This is a genomic window from Salmonella sp. JXY0409-18 (assembly GCF_020268625.1).
In the GTDB taxonomy this organism is placed as follows: Bacteria; Pseudomonadota; Gammaproteobacteria; order Enterobacterales; family Enterobacteriaceae; genus Salmonella; species Salmonella enterica.
Window position 1 is genome coordinate 4352540 of the sequence record NZ_CP084216.1, and the last position, 14672, is coordinate 4367211.

General features: G+C 51.7%; 15 protein-coding genes. 7 read left to right on the plus strand and 8 right to left on the minus strand.

The window, feature by feature from the left end; translation table 11 throughout:
* The first annotated feature begins 192 nt into the window (after positions 1 to 192).
* The 4 genes from LDB27_RS21090 (at position 193) to fpr (ending at position 4532) form a co-directional block, all read left to right on the plus strand.
* Positions 193 to 1038 (plus strand): MIP/aquaporin family protein, encoded by an 846-nt coding sequence (locus LDB27_RS21090; RefSeq protein WP_000084285.1) that lies wholly within the window; start codon positions 193 to 195, stop codon positions 1036 to 1038.
* A 20-nt stretch (positions 1039 to 1058) separates the two neighbouring features.
* Complete coding sequence (gene glpK / locus LDB27_RS21095; protein ID WP_000136809.1) at positions 1059 to 2567, plus strand: glycerol kinase GlpK; 1509 nt, start codon at positions 1059 to 1061, stop codon at positions 2565 to 2567.
* Positions 2568 to 2678: 111 nt separating this feature from the next.
* Positions 2679 to 3689, plus strand: coding sequence for a class II fructose-bisphosphatase (gene glpX, locus LDB27_RS21100; protein ID WP_001250624.1), 1011 nt, complete (start codon positions 2679 to 2681; stop codon positions 3687 to 3689).
* A 96-nt stretch (positions 3690 to 3785) separates the two neighbouring features.
* Positions 3786 to 4532 (plus strand): ferredoxin--NADP(+) reductase, encoded by a 747-nt coding sequence (gene fpr / locus LDB27_RS21105; protein WP_000796304.1) that lies wholly within the window; start codon positions 3786 to 3788, stop codon positions 4530 to 4532.
* A 109-nt stretch (positions 4533 to 4641) separates the two neighbouring features.
* On the opposite strand, the gene LDB27_RS21110 is transcribed toward fpr, so the two are convergent.
* A complete protein-coding gene (locus LDB27_RS21110; protein ID WP_000155238.1) occupies positions 4642 to 5070 on the minus strand; it encodes a DUF805 domain-containing protein in 429 nt (142 codons plus the stop codon).
* Between the two features lie 100 nt (positions 5071 to 5170).
* On the opposite strand from LDB27_RS21110, the gene LDB27_RS21115 reads away from it, so the two are divergent.
* Both LDB27_RS21115 and tpiA read left to right on the plus strand, forming a co-directional pair.
* On the plus strand, positions 5171 to 5767 hold the full coding sequence (locus LDB27_RS21115; protein ID WP_000802241.1) for a YiiQ family protein: 597 nt from the start codon (positions 5171 to 5173) through the stop codon (positions 5765 to 5767).
* A 112-nt stretch (positions 5768 to 5879) separates the two neighbouring features.
* Entirely contained in the window at positions 5880 to 6647 is a 768-nt protein-coding gene (gene tpiA / locus LDB27_RS21120; RefSeq protein WP_001216339.1) for a triose-phosphate isomerase, read from the plus strand.
* A gap of 91 nt (positions 6648 to 6738) precedes the next feature.
* Here tpiA and LDB27_RS21125 read toward each other — a convergent pair whose 3' ends face one another.
* The 7 genes from LDB27_RS21125 to lsrA form a co-directional block, all read right to left on the minus strand.
* A complete protein-coding gene (locus LDB27_RS21125) occupies positions 6739 to 7503 on the minus strand; it encodes an epimerase (protein WP_001088052.1) in 765 nt (254 codons plus the stop codon).
* A gap of 9 nt (positions 7504 to 7512) precedes the next feature.
* On the minus strand, positions 7513 to 7803 hold the full coding sequence (gene lsrG, locus LDB27_RS21130) for a (4S)-4-hydroxy-5-phosphonooxypentane-2,3-dione isomerase (RefSeq protein ID WP_001543603.1): 291 nt from the start codon (positions 7801 to 7803) through the stop codon (positions 7513 to 7515).
* Positions 7804 to 7885: 82 nt separating this feature from the next.
* On the minus strand, positions 7886 to 8761 hold the full coding sequence (lsrF, locus tag LDB27_RS21135; protein ID WP_000774146.1) for a 3-hydroxy-5-phosphonooxypentane-2,4-dione thiolase: 876 nt from the start codon (positions 8759 to 8761) through the stop codon (positions 7886 to 7888).
* A 28-nt stretch (positions 8762 to 8789) separates the two neighbouring features.
* Positions 8790 to 9812, minus strand: a complete 1023-nt coding sequence (gene lsrB, locus LDB27_RS21140) for an autoinducer 2 ABC transporter substrate-binding protein LsrB (protein ID WP_000090739.1) — start codon at positions 9810 to 9812, stop codon at positions 8790 to 8792.
* A gap of 28 nt (positions 9813 to 9840) precedes the next feature.
* Positions 9841 to 10839, minus strand: coding sequence for an autoinducer 2 ABC transporter permease LsrD (gene lsrD, locus LDB27_RS21145; protein WP_001070415.1), 999 nt, complete (start codon positions 10837 to 10839; stop codon positions 9841 to 9843).
* A complete protein-coding gene (gene lsrC, locus LDB27_RS21150) occupies positions 10839 to 11882 on the minus strand; it encodes an autoinducer 2 ABC transporter permease LsrC (protein ID WP_000911134.1) in 1044 nt (347 codons plus the stop codon). Before lsrC ends, lsrD begins: the two co-directional genes overlap by 1 nt.
* Positions 11876 to 13411, minus strand: a complete 1536-nt coding sequence (gene lsrA / locus LDB27_RS21155; RefSeq protein ID WP_001167248.1) for an autoinducer 2 ABC transporter ATP-binding protein LsrA — start codon at positions 13409 to 13411, stop codon at positions 11876 to 11878. The genes lsrC and lsrA overlap by 7 nt, the downstream gene beginning before the upstream one ends.
* Before the next feature lie 255 nt (positions 13412 to 13666).
* Here lsrA and lsrR point away from each other — a divergent pair, with 255 nt between their 5' ends.
* Complete coding sequence (gene lsrR / locus LDB27_RS21160; RefSeq protein ID WP_001283049.1) at positions 13667 to 14626, plus strand: transcriptional regulator LsrR; 960 nt, start codon at positions 13667 to 13669, stop codon at positions 14624 to 14626.
* Positions 14627 to 14672 lie beyond the last annotated feature (46 nt).

Sequence of the window (14672 nt, forward strand, 5' to 3'; positions counted from 1 at the left end):
TCTTCTGCTGTCTCAAAATGCGCCTCATGGCGCGATAACGCTCATTTTATTGACGCAGTACACACATTTTGATTTCGATATTTCTCGTTTTTGCTCGTTAACGATAAATTAACAGTGTGCCTACAGGGCATCGTGGATGTCCATGACCTCCTCGCATACCAATAATCATTACATACTCTTCAGGATCCGATTATGAGTCAAACATCAACCTTAAAAGGCCAGTGCATTGCTGAATTCCTCGGTACCGGGTTGTTGATTTTTTTCGGTGTGGGTTGTGTCGCTGCGCTTAAAGTTGCCGGAGCTACTTTTGGACAGTGGGAAATCAGCGTCATCTGGGGTCTGGGAGTAGCGATGGCTATCTACCTGACGGCAGGTGTTTCTGGCGCACACCTGAACCCGGCAGTGACCATCGCACTCTGGCTATTTGCCTGTTTCGACAAACGTAAAGTTGTTCCTTTTATTATTTCTCAAGTTGCCGGCGCCTTTTGCGCAGCGGCGTTAGTTTACGGGCTTTATTACAATCTTTTTGTGGACTTCGAACAAACCCACCATATCGTCCGTGGCAGCGTTGAAAGTCTCGATCTCGCAGGCATTTTCTCAACTTACCCGAATCCTCATATCAATTTTGTGCAGGCCTTCGCGGTTGAAATGGTGATTACCGCTATTCTGATGGGGCTGATTCTGGCGCTGACCGACGACGGCAACGGCGTACCTCGCGGTCCGCTTGCGCCACTGCTCATTGGTTTACTGATCGCCGTTATCGGTGCCTCTATGGGGCCGTTGACCGGATTTGCGATGAATCCGGCGCGTGACTTTGGCCCCAAAATGTTCGCCGGGCTTGCCGGCTGGGGTGAAATTGCGTTTACCGGCGGTAGAGACATTCCTTACTTCCTGGTGCCGCTGTTTGGCCCCATCGTCGGCGCCATTCTGGGCGCGTTTGCTTATCGCAAATTTATTGGCCGTCATTTGCCGTGCGATACCTGCGTCGTGGAAGAGAAGGACTCCACCGCGACCACACAACAAAATGCTTCGCTGTAATCTGATTACGGGACAAAATTATGACTGAAAAAAAATATATCGTTGCGCTCGACCAGGGTACCACCAGCTCCCGCGCGGTCGTTATGGATCATGACGCGAATATCGTCAGCGTATCACAGCGTGAATTTGAGCAAATTTATCCTAAGCCAGGCTGGGTAGAACACGACCCGATGGAAATTTGGGCGTCCCAAAGCTCAACGCTGGTAGAAGTGCTGGCTAAGGCCGATATCAGTTCCGATCAGATTGCCGCTATCGGTATCACCAACCAACGTGAAACCGCGATCGTCTGGGAACGTGAAACCGGCAAACCGATATACAACGCTATTGTCTGGCAGTGCCGTCGTACCGCCGATATTTGCGAACAGCTTAAACGCGACGGCCTGGAAGATTACATCCGCGACAATACCGGTCTGGTCGTCGACCCGTACTTCTCTGGCACTAAAGTGAAATGGATCCTTGACCATGTGGAAGGTTCGCGCGAACGCGCGAAGCGTGGCGAGCTGCTGTTCGGTACGGTGGATACCTGGCTTATCTGGAAGATGACGCAGGGCCGCGTCCACGTTACGGATTACACCAACGCCTCACGAACCATGCTGTTCAACATCCATGATTTGGACTGGGACGATAAGATGCTGGACGTGCTGGATATCCCACGCGCGATGCTGCCCCAGGTACGTAAGTCCTCCGAAGTCTACGGCCAGACCAATATTGGCGGTAAAGGCGGTACACGTATTCCTATCGCCGGGATTGCCGGGGATCAGCAGGCCGCGCTATTCGGCCAACTGTGCGTAAAGGAAGGAATGGCAAAGAACACCTACGGCACCGGCTGCTTTATGCTGATGAACACCGGCGAGAAAGCGGTAAAATCGGAAAACGGCCTGCTGACCACCATCGCCTGCGGCCCAAGCGGCGAAGTCAACTATGCGCTGGAAGGCGCGGTGTTTATGGCGGGAGCGTCCATTCAATGGCTGCGTGATGAAATGAAGCTCATCAGCGACGCGTTCGACTCCGAATATTTCGCCACGAAAGTGAAAGATACCAACGGTGTCTACGTGGTTCCGGCCTTCACCGGTCTGGGCGCGCCGTACTGGGATCCGTATGCCCGCGGTGCCATTTTTGGCCTGACCCGCGGCGTGAACTCTAATCACATTATCCGCGCGACGCTCGAATCCATCGCTTACCAGACCCGCGACGTACTGGAAGCGATGCAGGCCGACTCCGGTATCCGCCTGCACGCTCTGCGTGTGGACGGCGGCGCAGTGGCCAACAACTTCCTGATGCAGTTCCAGTCAGATATTCTCGGCACGCGGGTGGAACGCCCGGAAGTGCGCGAAGTGACCGCGCTGGGCGCCGCCTATCTGGCTGGTCTGGCCGTCGGTTACTGGCAGAACCTGGACGAGCTGCAGGAAAAAGCCGTCATTGAACGAGAATTCCGCCCCGGCATTGAAACCACCGAGCGTAACTACCGTTACAGCGGCTGGAAGAAAGCGGTTAAACGCGCAATGGCGTGGGAAGAGCACGACAAGTAAGGTCGCCATCCGGCAAAATCTTTGTGCGGGGGCAACTCCGCACACACATCAATTATTCCCTCCTTCCCCTGTGCTACACTGCGCGCCACTCCTTTTTGCTACGAGTTTTTTATGAGACGAGAACTTGCCATCGAATTTTCCCGTGTGACCGAAGCGGCGGCGCTGGCTGGCTACAAATGGCTGGGACGCGGCGATAAAAATACCGCGGACGGCGCGGCGGTCAACGCCATGCGTATCATGCTCAACCAGGTCAACATTGACGGCACCATCGTGATTGGCGAAGGCGAAATCGACGAGGCCCCGATGCTCTATATCGGCGAGAAAGTCGGTACTGGCCACGGCGATGCGGTAGATATCGCCGTCGATCCGATTGAGGGCACGCGCATGACGGCGATGGGTCAGGCGAACGCGCTGGCGGTGCTGGCGGTCGGCGATAAAGGCTGTTTCCTGAATGCGCCCGATATGTATATGGAAAAACTGATTGTCGGTCCGGGCGCCAAAGGGGCAATTGATCTCAACCTGCCGCTGGCGGATAACCTGCGCAACATCGCGGATGCGCTGGGTAAACCGCTTGGCGATCTGACCGTGACTATTCTGGCAAAACCGCGTCATGACGAGGTTATCGCAGAGATGGCTAAACTGGGCGTACGCGTGTTTGCCATTCCTGACGGCGACGTCGCGGCCTCAATTCTGACCTGTATGCCGGATAGCGAAGTCGACGTGCTGTACGGGATTGGCGGCGCACCAGAAGGCGTGGTATCCGCAGCGGTGATCCGCGCGCTGGACGGCGATATGCAGGGGCGTCTGCTGGCGCGCCATGACGTGAAAGGCGACAGCGAAGAAAACCGCCGCATTGGCGAACAGGAACTGGCGCGCTGCAAAGCAATGGGCATTGAAGCGGGCAAGGCGTTATGCCTGGGCGATATGGCGCGTAGCGATAACGTTATTTTCTCCGCGACCGGCATCACGAAAGGCGATCTGCTGGAAGGAATTAGCCGAAAAGGCCATATTGCCACGACGGAAACACTGCTGATCCGCGGCAAATCACGCACCATCCGCCGCATTCAGTCGATCCACTATCTTGATCGTAAAGATCCGGATGTGCAGGCGCATATCCTCTAGCGCATTTGTTAGTTAGAGCCTTCCAGCCTCGCGGGGCTGGAAATCTTTCTCCTGACGAACGAAGATAAGGTTAGCGATTCAGAACAGGAGAAAACCATGGCCGATTGGGTAACAGGTAAAGTCACTAAGGTGCAAAACTGGACTGACGCACTGTTCAGCCTGACCGTTCACGCCCCCATTAATCCTTTTACTGCAGGCCAATTTACCAAACTCGGACTGGAGATCGATGGCGAGCGCGTTCAGCGCGCGTATTCCTATGTCAATGCGCCTGACAATCCGAATTTAGAGTTTTATCTGGTGACGGTGCCGCAAGGAAAGCTCAGCCCGCGGCTGGCAGCGCTAAAACCTGGCGATGAGGTGCAAGTGGTCAGCGACGCGTCGGGTTTCTTTGTACTGGATGAAGTGCCTGACTGCGAGACGCTATGGATGCTGGCAACCGGAACCGCTATTGGCCCGTATTTGTCTATTCTGCAATATGGCCAGGATGTCGCGCGCTTTAAAAATCTGGTCTTGGTCCACGCCGCACGCTTCGCCGCCGATTTAAGCTATCTGCCGCTAATGCTGGAACTGCAACAGCGTTATGAAGGCAAGCTGCGCATCCAAACGGTGGTCAGCCGGGAGAGCGTGCCAGGCTCGCTTACCGGACGCGTGCCAGCGCTCATTGAAAACGGCGAGCTGGAAAAAGCCGTTGGATTACCGATGGATAAAGAGACCAGCCACGTCATGCTGTGCGGGAACCCGCAGATGGTGCGCGATACGCAGCAACTGCTGAAAGAGACCCGACAGATGACTAAACATCTGCGCCGCCGACCGGGGCAGATGACGGCTGAACATTACTGGTGATGTTTTACCGAATGGCGGCTGGGGCTTATCCGGCCTCCTGCAAATCATCACCAATCTGTGGGCCCGGTAAGCGTCAGCGCCACCGGGCAAATTACGGTTTACCGCCCGTTTACGATTCTGCTTTAAACTTCACGTCCTGTGTCGCTTTCCCAAACTTATTTTCCCCCTGAACACCGACAAACGCGCCCAGATCGATAAGCATCATCACCAGGATCAGCGTCGGAATAAATCGCCCGACGACCCACTGCCACATCCCCGGCAGCATCACCCAGTTTCCGGCCAGCAGCATCCACGCCAGAATCATTAGCAACGCCCACGCGCCGGAACGTCCCCGGTCATGCAGACGTTTGACCATGACGGCGGCGGTCGGCCACAGCAGGCACACCAGGCAAAATGCCGCCGTTTGGATATCAAGCAGATTTTTCCCCGCCAGCGAAAATAGCGCCAGCATCCCGGCAAACCAGAGGCCGATCCAAATCCAGAAATCACGGCGTCCGATACGCCCTTTAAATGAGAATAACCATTGCTGTATGGTCATGTAAGTTCCTTATATTTTGCCTTCCGCTACAGTTTACCCTTTTGACAAGCCCGACAGTTATCGTTTTAATCGTGAGCAGTCCTAACGAAAGGTAAGATTGATGAAGCCAGGATGTACTCTGTTTCTACTGTTGTTTTCTGCTCTCACCGCCAGCATAACGGCGCACGCGCAGCTCTCTTCATCGACCACGACAGCGCCCTATCTGCTGGCGGGCTCGCCAACCTTTGATCTTTCTATTAGCCAGTTTCGTGAGAACTTTAACCGCCAGAATCCCGATCTGCCGCTCAATGAATTTCGCGCCATTGAGAATAGCCGCGATAAGGCGAATCTGACCCGCGCCGCCAGTAAGATTAACGAAAATCTGTATGCCTCCACGGCGTTGGAGCGCGGTACGCTCAAAGTGAAAAGTATGCAGATTACCTGGCTGCCCATTCAGGGGCCGGAACAGAAAGCGGCGAAAGCGAAAGCGCTGGAATATATGGCCGCCATTATTCGTACTGTCGCCCCGTTGCTGACAAAAGAGCAAAGCCAGAAAAAACTGCAAAAGATGCTTATCGCCGGTAAAGGTAAACACTATTACGCCGAGACAGAAGGCGCGGTACGTTATGTTGTCGCAGATAACGGCGAAAAGGGGCTGACCTTCGCGGTTGAACCGATTAAGCTGGCGTTATCTGAAAATCTGGAAGGGGCGAATTGATGACAAAAAGCAAAGCCTTTCCGGGGATGAATCTCTATACTGTTTCACAGACCATGCTGCTCTGACGAGCGGCCATCTTCCTTAATTCGCTGACTAAGCGTGGAGAAATGAAATGCGACATCCTTTAGTGATGGGTAACTGGAAACTGAACGGCAGCCGCCACATGGTAAACGAACTGGTGGCTAACCTGCGTAAAGAACTGACGGGCGTAGCAGGCTGCGACGTGGCAATCGCTCCGCCGGAAATGTATATCGATCTGGCGAAACGCGCTGCTGCCGGCAGCCACATCATGCTGGGCGCGCAGAACGTTGATCTGAATCTGTCTGGCGCATTCACCGGTGAAACTTCGGCTGAAATGCTGAAGGATATCGGCGCGCAGTACATTATTATCGGCCACTCCGAGCGTCGTACTTATCACAAAGAATCTGACGAGCTGATCGCCAAAAAATTCGCCGTACTGAAAGAACAAGGTCTGACGCCGGTACTGTGCATCGGTGAAACCGAAGCGGAAAACGAAGCGGGCAAAACAGAAGAAGTATGCGCACGCCAGATCGACGCGGTACTGAAAACGCAGGGCGCGGCAGCCTTTGAAGGCGCGGTTATCGCTTATGAACCCGTATGGGCGATCGGTACCGGTAAATCTGCAACTCCTGCGCAGGCGCAGGCGGTTCACAAATTCATCCGTGACCACATTGCTAAAGCTGACGCGAAAATCGCTGAACAGGTCATTATCCAGTACGGCGGTTCTGTTAATGCCTCCAACGCAGCCGAACTGTTCGCGCAGCCGGACATCGACGGCGCGCTGGTTGGCGGTGCTTCTCTGAAAGCTGACGCTTTCGCGGTGATCGTGAAAGCAGCAGAAGCTGCTAAACAGGCTTAATTGCCGATCAATGTCTGATGGCGCTGTGCTTATCAGGCCTACCAGCCGAGTGCTTATGTAGGCCTGATAAGGTAAAGCCGCCATCCGGCATTTATGCTGTGGAGGGTAAGAAAGTAGTATCCCCGGCAACCTTAAACATCGCCCTCCAGCTCCGCGTATTCTCAACCAGCCGATCATCACGAAATAACGCACTACCAGAAACAACACGATCGATGCCCTGTGCAATCAGCGAAGGCAATTGCTCCTGCGTTAACGACCCATCAATAACGATAATTTTACCTTCGCGTTTATCACCAAGTAGACAGAGAAGCTGCGCCACGCGCTCGTGCAAATCACTGGAGCGCATTTTACTGCCGTATCCAGGGTTCACTGCCAGTAGTTGAATAACCTCGATGTCGCTCAGAATGGGGACAATGACATCCAGAGGCGTTGCCGGGCATAAACTAATCCCCCGGATCACCGGCATTTCACCGCCAATAACGGGCACGGTCTGCTGACCAAGCCAGCTTAGCGTATGATGCAGATGAATATCGCCTTCAGCCTGAAGCGTGATGCAGTGTGCGCCCGCCTTCACGCAGGCTTGCGCCGCCGTCCATTGATCCGCTACCATCAAATGAACATCTTTGATAAAGGTTTGCGGCAGTTGCCCAACTGCCCATGGCCCAACGGTAAACTGCGGGCAAAATTGACCATCCATCAAATCCAAATGCAACAGCGGCTGGTTTAACGCTTCCAACTGTTGCAGATAGCGATGCAACGCAATCCACTGCCCTGCCAGAATACCCACACTAAGCGGATATGACGCTAACAATGCCACACATGCTTCGCGCGTTAATCCGGCAAACTGGCTGTTCATGAGCGCTCCTTAAGGCATCAAACCCATAAAAACTTTTTTTGTCCGAGGACCGGTCATCAACGGTTCAAGCTGCTCCACGCAAGTTTTATAGTGTGGCGTTGTCTTATGAAAAGCGACGGCCTGTTCATCAACGTAGGCTTCATAAATATAAAATCGCGTAGGCACCTGCGGATCCTGCAGAACATCAAAACGCAAGTTACCCGGCTCTTTAATTGAGCCCAGATGATTTTGCCGAAAAACATCGATAAATTGTTCAACCTTGTCATCATGAACGTTAATTTCAACCAGCGTAACGTGCATCATTAACCCCCTGATTATTCCAAATAAAATAACAGTCATCCCCATCTCCTCGCATCGGTAAAAGATGGGGAAGCGATCTCATTTAACCTTTCTCACTCAAAAACAGCTCATAAGCACGCTCTGCTGTTTCGTTATGATGAACGACAGCATGTACCGCTTTAATCATGGCTACCGGATCTTCTGACTGGAATATATTACGCCCCATATCTACGCCAGAAGCCCCCTGGTCAATCGCCTGATAGCACATTTCCAATGCTTCACGTTCAGGCAGTTTTTTACCGCCGGCGATGACAATCGGCACCGGACAACCTGCCGCAATACGCTCAAAACCTTTATCGACATAATACGTTTTGATAATTTGCGCCCCCATTTCCGCAGCGATACGCGTTGCCAGTGAAAAATAACGCTGGTCGCGAGCCATATCTTTACCCACCCCGGTCACTGCCATTATTGGCATCCCGACGCGTAACCCGGCATCAATCAGTTGAATAATATTTTTAATCGACTGATGTTCATGCTCACTACCAATATAAACCTGTGCGGCAGCAGCACAGCTATTCAACCGCACAGCGTCATCCATCGCCACCGCAACCGCCTCATTGCTTAATTCAGTGAGAATAGAATTCGCCCCGGACGCGCGTAAAACGACTGGTTTATTGATTGCCGGAGGTACCACACTGCGTAATATGCCGCGAGTACACATTAAGACATCAGCATATTCAAAGAGCGGCGCAATATTGATATCAATACGCTCAAGTCCGGTTGTCGGCCCCTGGAAATATCCATGGTCAAAGGCCAGCATGACCGTTTTTCTGGTCTTGGGATTAAAAATCCTCGCCAGTCTGGACTGCATTCCCCAATCCAGCGCGCCACAGCCTTTTAATGCGAACAAAGTGTTAGTTTGTGGTTTATCGGTGTGAAAATCTTTGCCATCTTTAATATCATCTAAATCAGCCATTCTTTACTCCGTCGATACATAACAGTTATCAGAAATCATATTTGTCGATATTGTCTTTGTTGAAAATGACACGCTCCGGCAATAACACAATGCCGTTACCTTTTGCCTCATAGTGATATCCCTGCTCACTATTAGGTGAAACGGTGACTTTGCCGATGCCGGGAATATCCAGTGAATCACCGACATTCATTGGCATATTTTTCAGCAACGCGTTGGCGACATATACGGAAATTTTTCCCTGTTGGACGACATCCCACAGGCCAAACTCTTTAACAGTGCCGCGCTGAACATAAGGGCGCATTACATTCGGCGTACTAAAACCAACAATCGCGAGATTATTGCGTTTAAGGTTCTCCGCCGCCTGTGCCGCAGCAGGTAAAGCGTTAGCGTCAGGCGCGATGATGGCATCCAGATCGGGATACGCTTTGATGATACCTTCCGCCGTCTGGAGCGATTTCGTGGCATCGTTATAGCCAAACTGGGTAGTGACTATCTCCCACCCCGGATGTTCCTGGCTAATTTTGGCTTTAGCTTCTTTTACCCACTGGTTCTGGTCGGTCACCGTTGGGCTGGAATAGAAGAAAGCGACTTTCGCTTTCTCTTTGTCCACCTGATGAGCGGCCATCTCTACCAGCATGCTGCCGAGCTGTTTTGGCGTCCCTTGATTGATATAGTAAGAACGGCACTCCGGCTTGGTATCGGAATCCCAGGTTAATATTTTCACGCCTCTTTGCATTGCCCGCTTCAACGCCGGGCACAGGCCATCAGGCGAAACGGCAGAAACGATAATGGCGTCATACCCCTGATTGACAAAGTTATTCACCAGTTGAACCTGGCCTGAGACGCTGGGCTCTGTAGGGCCATCGTAAGTTACGTCAATACCCAGCGCTTTTCCCGCTTCCTGCGCGCCATTGCCGCCACTGGTAAAAAAGCCCACGCCAACCAGTTTGGGAATAAAAGCAATCCGCTCTGCCGCCTGCACGGTCATTACCGCAGATGCCAGACCAAACGCAGTGAGTAAGGCGATCATTTTAATGCTGTGTCTTGCCATTTTTTTCTCCATAAATTTCAAAAGGAAATCATGCCTGATGCGCATTGCGACGGCGTGAGTACCATTCAAGGATTTGGTGACGATGCAAACTGACGGAACGACCAACGACAACAACAATGAGAAGCGCACCGGACAATGCGCTGGAAATTTGATTCGGCACTCCGGCCATCTGTAGCCCCTGCTGTAAAAATCCCACCAGCAGCGCCGCCAACGCGGACCCCATAATCGACCCGGAGCCGCCATAAATATTGGCGCCTCCCAGCACAACCGCCGTAATAGCCGGCATCAGGAAAGAGGCGCCCAGATCCGAACGTGCGGAGCCAAAGTAAGAAACCAGTAATACGGCGGCGATCGCGGAGGCGCATCCGGTCATGGCATACACGGTATACAACGTGCGATTCACCGGGATCGCGCTGTACTGCGCGACACGGGCGCTCTGGCCAATCAGGAAAACGTTGCGTCCCATATGCGTGCGATGCATGAGCAGCCAGAAAAACAGACAGCACACAAGAAAAAAAATAAGCGGCATGGGAATACCAAGAAATGAAATATTGGAAAAGTCAGTGAACGCTGTGGGAAATCCACCAATACCTTCATAACCCGTGGCGCCAGCCATACCAGATAACAATAATGCGCTACCACCAAATAAATACATGGTTCCCAGGGTAATCACCAACGGGTTTACGCCGGTATAAATAATAAGTCCGGCATTTATCAGCCCACATATTGCGCCGAGTAGTAGGGTAATAATAATCGCTAAAGGTAGCGGCATACCGAGCTGAAACAGCACACCCAGGGTAATCGCGCATAGCCCGATTGTAGAACCAAATGAAATATCCATACCACCGCTGACAATAACCATTGTTAGCGGCAAAGCGACAATACCGATACAAATAAAATCGCTAGTGCTAAAAAGTAAGACATTAATATCTAATAAACGTGGATTAATCAGACCGAAAGCCAGAATTTCAAAGATCAATAAGGCTGCCAGCGCAATTTCCCAGCTATAGCGTCGCCATGGATTCATTATGCCACCTCTTTGTTTTTATTCTGTTGTGCGTGCGTTTTTGCTTCCGTCTGTAGTGGAGTGGGTGGTGATATAAAACGGGCATATTTCTGGCGGCGCAGATTGCGTTGTAATGCACAACGCAGCCGCCCATCGAATACCAGTACGCCCAACAATACCAGGCCAGCAATAAAATCGTTCCACCAGGCGGGGATACGCAGCAGCACTAACACACTATCGATTTGCGTAAGAAAATAAGCGCCGAGAATAGCGCCGATGACCGTGCCTGACCCGCCTAACAGGCTAATTCCCCCCAATACGCAGGCCGCGATGGCTTTCATTTCCAGCCCCGTGCCGGTTTGATTGGGAATGAAGCCAATCTGCGAGGCAAACACGATTCCAGCCAATGCCGCCATACCGCCATTAAGTGAAAATGCCATGATGCGTACCATCTCGGTACGGACACCCAATTGCCGGGCACCCTGCAGGTTATCGCCGGTGGCGTAAAAATTGCGGCCAAAGGCGGTTTTCGCCAGGAGCCAGGCCATAAGCAGCGCTAACACCAGGGTAAACCAGCCGATTGCGGAAATTCCCAGAAACACAGGAGCAGAGAGTTGCTTTAAGCCTGCGGGTAATCCTTCAATCCATTTCCCCCCTGTCCATAGCAGCATGATCCCACGATACAAGCCCAGCGTTCCCAGCGTGGCGACAATGGCGGGTATCTTCAACCAGGCAACCAGTACGCCATTAAAAAATCCGGCGACAATTCCTAATATTAGTGTGGCCAGGCAGGCGACCGGCAGGCTATAGCCGGCGTTTAACATCACTCCCAGCAATACCGCGCACATGCCTGTCGTCGAGCCCACCGATACATCAATATTGCGGGTGAGCATTACCATCGTCGCGCCAATCGCCAACAGCATCAAAATTTGCGCGCTACTGAAAACCATTGTCAGCGTTTGCACGCTCAAATACTGGCTATCCAGCGCGCCAGGAAACACGAATAAACAGACTATTGCCAGCAGTGCCGTCGCTTCCCGATTATTTTGGATGAATTTCAACATGTTGCCTCCGACGCACCATGTTCGCCAAACGCAACGTGCATGATGGTATCAACGTTAATTTCCTCGCCGCATAACGCAGGCCCCCCCAGTTCCCCCTGGTGCATGACATATACGCGATCGGCCATCTGCTCTATCTCTTCCAGATCGGAGGAAATAAACAGCACTGCGACATTTTGTTGCGCGATACTGCGCAACAGCTGATAAATATCGCTGCGGGCGGAGACATCGACACCGCGGGTCGGTTCATCGACAATCAGTAATTGCGGAGAGGCTTCCAGGCATTTAGCAATCAATACTTTTTGCTGGTTACCGCCGGATAAAGTACGCGCCGCCTGTTCGGCATTATTGAGTTTGATATTTAACGCGCGGTGGTAACGTTCAAGAGTGGCGTTATCCCGCTGGGGCTTTATCCAAAATCCTTTTTGGTTGTGGGTCAGCGAACAGACATTCCATGCCAGGGAAGCGTCAAGATACAGCCCGGATGACTGCCGATCTTCCGGCAAATAGACCAGGCCGAGCTGCAACCGCTGTTGGGTTGTCAGGGCGTTAATTTCTTCACCATTGAACAGCATCCGCCCCGCATTGACCGGTCTAATACCGTACAGCGTTTCAGCCAGTTCTGTGCGTCCCGCGCCGACCAACCCGGCCAGACCAAGTATTTCGCCTGCCCGCACCTCAAGGTTGATATTCATAAAACCTTCGCCCGTCAGTGACTCCAGCGCTAATACCGTCGCGCCGCGTTCGTTCTGCGGGCGGCTGCCAGGCAATTCCAGCCACAACTTTTGATTCGCGGAAAGACTGACGCCCTGCGTTGCCGGGGTGATAGCTTGAATAATCTCGTCGGTAGAAAGGTCATGCGTTTTTCCGAATAATGCGATTTTACCGTCACGCATCACGCTAACGCAGTGAGCTAACTGTCTAATTTCTGGTAGCTTATGAGAAATAAATACAATTCCGACACCCTTTTTCAGCAACTCTTGCAAACGCGTAAATAACCGGTCAGTTTCGGCTGGCGTTAACGACGCCGTGGGCTCATCAAGAATTAAGATTCGCGAGTCGCGCATCAAGCCGCGCATAATTTCAACGATCTGGCGGTCTGCAACATCAAGCGTACCCGCAGCGCTCGCCGGATCGAGTTGGCATCCCATCGCCTTTAATAGCTGCTGCATTTTTTCCGTGGAGGCCTGACGTCCCTGCAAGCCAAACAAGATATTTTCCCGCACAGATAAACTCGGAAATAACAGAGGCTCCTGGGGAACCAGGTAAATGCCATACTGGTGCGCCTTCAGAGGCGTTAAATGACTGCAACGCACACCAGCAATATCGATAGTCCCTCCATCTGGCGGGACTATACCGGCAATAATCTTCATTAATGTTGATTTACCCGCACCATTGCCGCCAAGCAATGCGTGCACCTCTCCCGCATGCAGAGTAAAGTCAATTCCCTTTAGTACTTCGACGCCGGAATAACTTTTATAAATGTTCTGCACACAAATCAGAGGGGATGCAGTATTGTGACTGATTTGCATGTTGCCTCCGCTCCCTCAATGTTGACTGACGGGACTGAACAAATGTTTTTTGAAAAAGAAATTGTTCAAAACGGTAGTAGTTATTTGGTCAAAAAACTCTCATCCAGATCACGTTTTCTGAATAAATGAATTTTTAGATGATAAATGTTCAGATTTGGCGCGTTTTTGTGGCGTTAATCACGGTTATTTCGGAGTGATAACTGAACAATTGTGTTAATGATTTAGAAATGTTCAAAGTAAAGCCAGGTTATGACAATGAGCGATAATACGTTGGTATCTGATTATGGAATGTGCGAAGAAGAGCAGGTGGCGCGTATTGCCTGGTTCTACTATCACGATGGATTGACGCAGAGTGAAATCAGCGAGCGTCTGGGGCTAACCCGGCTAAAGGTTTCTCGTCTGCTGGAGAAAGGGCATCAGTCCGGTATTATTCGCGTACAAATCAACTCCCGTTTCGAAGGGTGTCTTGAGTATGAAAATGCCTTGCGTAACCACTTCGCATTGCAGAATATCCGCGTGCTGCCGGCATTACCCGATGCCGATATTGGTCTGCGCTTAGGAATCGGCGCCGCCCATATGTTGATGGAGTCACTGCGGCCACAGCAACTACTGGCCGTCGGCTTTGGCGAAGCCACGATGACCACATTAAAACGCCTCAGCGGATTTATCTCGGCGCAACAAATCCGACTGGTCACGTTATCCGGCGGCGTGGGGCCGTATATGACCGGAATAGGCCAGCTTGATGCCGCTTGTAGCGTAAGTATTATGCCCGCGCCGCTGCGCGCATCATCGCAGGAAATTGCCTGCACGCTGCGCAATGAAAATAGCGTGCGGGATGTGATGCTCACAGCGCAAGCTGCCGATGCCGCCATCGTGGGGATTGGGGCAATTAACCAGAAAGATCAAGCCAGTATCTTAAAATCCGGCTATATCACTCAGGGTGAACAACTCATGATTGGCCGCAAAGGCGCAGTAGGCGATATTCTGGGCTATTTTTTTGATGCTCATGGCGAAATTATTCCAGACATCAAAATCCATAACGAATTAATTGGCCTGAAGTTAAATTCACTTTCCACGATCCCAACCGTGATTGGCGTCGCCGGCGGCGAACAAAAAGCAGAAGCTATTATTGCCGCTATGCGCGGTAACTATATCAATGCGCTGGTTACCGATCAGAAAACCGCAGGGAAAATAATTCAACTTATTGAAAAATAAAAAATAAAATAACACTTACCTCAATTCAATAAACAATAACTGACAG